This window comes from Bacteroides sp. AR29 (assembly GCF_900217715.1).
In the GTDB taxonomy this organism is placed as follows: Bacteria; Bacteroidota; Bacteroidia; order Bacteroidales; family Bacteroidaceae; genus Bacteroides; species Bacteroides uniformis.
Genome location: NZ_OBMS01000051.1, coordinates 1 through 4899, shown reverse-complemented (window position 1 = coordinate 4899; position 4899 = coordinate 1). Strand labels below are relative to the sequence as shown.

The window sequence follows — 4899 nt, the reverse complement described above, 5'->3', positions numbered from 1 at the left end:
TTCCGTTACTTCGCAGGTAATGAAATCCTGTTAATTCCGTTAATAATCAAGGAATAAGGAGAAAATAGGTGGGTTTTGTCTGGAATAGTAAAAATCAGCCCGTTAGGATATTGGAAAGAGGATTGGAAGTCCAGAAAAGTGACAGTGGGAAAGTGATGAAATGAGGCTTTCAAAAAATGAAAGTATGTATTTTTCAGTTCAAAAGGTTGAATAACAGCATATTGACAGCACCGATGGAAGCTCCGTAAAGGCAACACCATTCCGTTCCTCAAAACTCATTTTGAAGACTCCGGAAAATGCGCAACAAATCTATTCTATCCTATCAAAAGAAGTAACGTCTTTTATACTGTACACGCTCCACTTCTTACAAAAGAAATTACCCTCTGATTGGCCTCGTCAATCTTTCTGTTGCTGAAAGGCTTCAGATAGGTTTCCGTCACCGTGATGGAGGAGTGCCCCATGGCTTCCGATATGATTCCGGGATGTATCTCGCAGTGATAAGCCATTGTGGCCCAAGTATGTCTCGCCGCATAACTACTGAGTGCCGACTGCATTCCCAAGCACTGCCTGAGTACTGCCAGCCGCTGGTTGAATGCCCTGAGTGCCGACTGGTATTCCCGGTATGCGGCTTCCGACCCTTCCTCACTTTGTAATATGGGGAATAAATAAGGAGAGTCCTTGTCCTTGTTTGCTATTATTCTCACCATCTGCATGGCTTCGGGTGTGAGTGATACGGTCAGCGCCCGTCCCGTCTTCCGTCGTCTGTACGATAGTATATTTCCCTGCAGGTCCCTTTTGTGCAGGTATGCCAGATCCACAAAGGGTATGCCCCTGAGCATGAACATGAGTACGAAGAAAATCCTTGTTTTTTGCTGTGCGTTTGGGAGCGTCCCTCCTTGCAGGCTCCTTTCCGTCTCCCTTACCAGGCTGCTGATGTCTGATGCTTCGAGCGCCTTCTTCCTGTCTGCCCGTGTGCCGGTATACACATGCTCAAACAGTCTGGGTACATACCGTATGTACTTTCTGTCCACCGCCCGGTTATACACCGAGCGTACCGTCTTGATGTAGGTGGATACGGTGTTCCAACTGCAGTTCCTCTGCCTGAGGAAGTTTTCGAATCTCTTCAGTACGGTCGGGCTCAGTTTGCGCATGGGCATCGGTTGCCATTTGGTGAATGCCGAGAATGCATTCACCGCTGACTGGTAGATGTGTGCCGTCCCCCACCTGCCGCCTTCCCGGAGTTCCCCGATGACTGAGGAGAACATCTCTTGTAAGGTAATTTCATTTCTATTCATTTCCAATTTATTTATAAAAGGTTTACCTTACAAGTATATACAATTATAGCTGCAAATACAATGATTTCATATTCTTCATTTTTTGCAATATCAAGTGATTATTGCTGCAAGAGAAAAATGTTTAAGTCATGATAGGGATTGGATGAAGAAGGGAATAAGTAAGAGAAAAACGCTCAGGTATGTATTTCGCAGTACTTGGTATGGTACGAAGATTTAGAAGAAGAATATGCGTTGGAAGTAAAAAAGAATATAAATTATAGAAATAGATGGCATGTGATAAACAAGACTTCATTGTATTAGAATTCCAGTTTTTCTAATATCACAATAAAGAGGATTGTCCATATCTTCTGTAAGTAGGACTGGCTCTATAAGGTTACTTATCTTGCGTCTAAGTTTCCACAATAGAGGAGTATCTTTAAAATAATCGTCATCCAGGCGTTCTACTATCACAGCAATATCTATATCGCTGTCTGCTCTATAATTTCCTTTACTGTACGAACCATAAAGATAAAGGGCCTTTAATGGTAACTTCTCCGCTACCATTTCCTTATAGCGTTTGGCAAGGTTTATAGCTTGTTCTTTATCCATAATTGCAACTCTTTAGTTTGGCTCAAAAGTTCAGCACAGTATTCTTTGGTTAAGCTCTTCATTAATCTTTCTTTATAAGAGGGGTAACGGGCTTCTATATTAAGAGGTTCAAGTTTGTCTATAAAGTCTAACTGCTCCTCCGACAATTGCTTGTCCAATCCCGTTCTCTCCGCAAGTCTGGATAGTGAATGTATCTTTAGAGGAACTTCCATTAAGCAATTAGTCCAATATGCTTTGAGAATTTTCTCTATTGTTTGATGGCACATGAACCGACATAGAGATAACGGCCTGTAAGCAACATTGCATTCGCTGTTTCCAAATCATAATCTGACATCTCAATCCAATAAGGTTACTTTACTATCCATATTTCGAGTCTTTAGAACAAAGATAGTTATTATCCTTCAAACAACAATGATTTGCTACAACATTTTATCCGTTGGAACCATATTGAAGGTATTTACTTTAGTCTTATAATTATATTTTGCAAAGCCTGCTGCATTTCTACTCTTTTCTAAATTGTTTATAGAATGAATATAAGATTCAAGAAAGAAACCATTAAAGCTTATTCCTTTGCAACCAAAGTTGGAAGAACTGATCATATACCTGGTAAATGCCTTTATCATAGGTAATAAAGTCTTTTTCCAGTAGTCCTTTTACAGCTGAAGAGACAGAACTGGCAGATTGCAACTTGTATTTACGCACAAAATCACCGCTTGAGATGGCCTTGGCTTTCCCTTCTGCCGCAATTGCCATAAATACAATACGTTGCTTTTCGGGCATCTGATATAATAAGGCATCATAGGTGTCGGCAGAAAAGTCCAGAAGGTCGTTAATGGCAGTATCTATCATTGAGGGGATACATATTTCTCCAGTTCCAGTCATGGAAAATAAAATGTTCATAACCTTCTGCATATACGAAGTTATACCATTGAAGCGCTCATATAGCTCTGTTACCACTAATGTGTCCAAGTGTTTGCTTACCCGTTCAAAGTGCTTAAGACAGAACTCTGCGTATTTATCAACAGAAATGGGAGGCAGGTTTATCAATGTGACTGATTGATAGAATGGACGTGCCGGAGAAGTAAACATTGCCCCCATCAGATGCCTATGGGACCCGGAGAAGACAAAGTGGGCATTGGAACAGCGTTGTATATGTGTCCGTAGTGCCGCTTCTATGTTGGGATCGTCTGCATATTTGGTTATTTGCTGGAATTCATCAATGGCGATTAGGCAAGGCTTCCCGGCATTATTCAGATAGGAGAATATCTCATCCAATGTTGCAGAGGGATTAGTTATAGCTCCCAGACCGATTCCCCAGGTAGGCTGTCCATTCATGTCGAATGTTATTTCGGAACGAAGGGAGGCCAGTACATTCAAGAAGGTACCCCATACGGATTTTCCTTTTGGACGTAGTTCATCCAGTACAGCCTTGCCGAAAACATTCACAAAATCGCGTACAGAGCTTGTGGCATAGATATCGATGATGAAAGTGTGGTAATGCTCCTTGATTTCCGGCTGTCCAAAACAATGCCGCAGCAAGTCTGTTTTGCCTAATCTGCGTGGGGAAATCAATGCAATGTTGTTCTCATTCGTCAAAAGTGAGACAATTTTAGCCGTTTCTTTCTCTCTGTCACAGAAATATTCCGGTGATACATAGCCGTTTGTAACAAATGGATTTTTCATATGATTACTTGTTATGTAGGCAAATATAGGAGAAATATTGCAATTACCAAAAGATGATTATCATAAAATGATAATTATTATTTCCGGGAGTAAAGTTGTAGATATAAAAGAAGAAGAGATTGTGCACTGCATGGGGAAAAAAAGAGGGTATTCCGCAAGGAATACCCTCAAATTTATCTATCTTCTGTATGTTTTACTTCTTCAAAGTAATTGTTACAGTAGTGGTTGTGGTAGCACCCCACTTGTCAAGTACAACGAGAGAAACCTTACATGGAACATCGTTCTGCAATGCAGTTTCTGCGCTCTTCTTCACTACTGAGAAGTAGGAGTAAGCATCGGTTCCAGTCGGAGCAAACTGACTTCCACTATGGTCTTCAATAGCCAGATATTCTTTGGCATTGTCGTCAGCCAAAACAACTTTCACACTTTGGATTCTGCTATCCATAGGCTCAGCTGTATCTGCTACATAAGTACTGCCGGATTTCTTATACATTTGAGTCAAGTTATAAGCCTCTCCGTAAACATCCTTAGCAGTGATGTTCTTCAAGCTAACCTTGATAGGACTAACACCATTGCCTGAAGCATTTGCAGCTGTAGTAGCTTCCAAGACACCTTCCTTGATTTCAGACTTAACTGTCAAGTTGAATTTATCTACAATCTTAGCGATGTGAACGTTGCCGAATACAGTGTAAGCAGCCTGGATTTCACGAGTTGAGTAAACGTTGTCTCTGTTGTCTGCATTCTGAGCATTGTCGTATACCTTAACGCTGATGTCACCAGGATTAGTCGGAGTTTCAACAATCCATGCAGCACAATTGTGTCCATCAATTTCGTGAAGAGTCTCAGTAAACGCTACATTACCCTTTTCAGTACCCATGTCTTTGTACAGCTTGAACAAGTTGTATTCCACATTTGTACCATTTGCTGAACCGTAAGCTACAGCGTTGTCACCAACGAAGTAAGCAGACAGTCTGCTGAACGGAGATACTGCAGATTCAGCCGGAGACTTGATAGTTACCTTAACAGGAATTTCAAAGGCGTTTACTGTGGCACCAGCTTTCTTCAAGCCCAATACAATTTGATAGCTTTCTTCAGCAGGGAATGCTTTAGTGTAATCGAAATTGAACTTGATGTACAACGGGGTCTGAATCTTAGAGCCAGCCGCTGAAACATATTGACCTGCACTGTTTTTAACATAAAGAGTGCTTGCATCAATTGTTGTAATCCAGTTTTCATCGAATGCAGTTCCATCCTTACCATATTTCACACCGTTTACTGTGATTGTCTTTTCAGTAAGAGCCTTGCCGTCTGCCCAAGTAATGCTTCCAACCTT

4 protein-coding genes and 1 pseudogene are annotated in these 4899 nt (G+C 41.3%); all 5 read right to left on the bottom strand.

Annotated elements, in window-relative coordinates; translation table 11 throughout:
• Positions 1-341 precede the first annotated feature (341 nt).
• Positions 342-1295 (bottom strand): site-specific integrase, encoded by a 954-nt coding sequence (locus tag CSD97_RS18545; protein WP_098032901.1) that lies wholly within the window; start codon positions 1293-1295, stop codon positions 342-344.
• Between the two features lie 288 nt (positions 1296-1583).
• Positions 1584-1883 carry a nucleotidyltransferase domain-containing protein gene (locus CSD97_RS18540; protein ID WP_008661919.1) on the bottom strand — a complete coding sequence of 100 codons (300 nt, stop codon included), beginning with the start codon at positions 1881-1883 and terminating at the stop codon, positions 1584-1586.
• Positions 1862-2149 carry a HEPN domain-containing protein gene (locus CSD97_RS18535; protein ID WP_009037333.1) on the bottom strand — a complete coding sequence of 96 codons (288 nt, stop codon included), beginning with the start codon at positions 2147-2149 and terminating at the stop codon, positions 1862-1864. The genes CSD97_RS18540 and CSD97_RS18535 overlap by 22 nt, the downstream gene beginning before the upstream one ends.
• A 289-nt stretch (positions 2150-2438) precedes the next feature.
• Positions 2439-3566: an ATP-binding protein gene (locus CSD97_RS18530; protein WP_008661922.1), complete on the bottom strand. Its 1128-nt coding sequence runs from the start codon at positions 3564-3566 to the stop codon at positions 2439-2441.
• Between the two features lie 193 nt (positions 3567-3759).
• Positions 3760-4899, bottom strand: a pseudogene (locus CSD97_RS18525) (hypothetical protein); the annotation flags it as partial.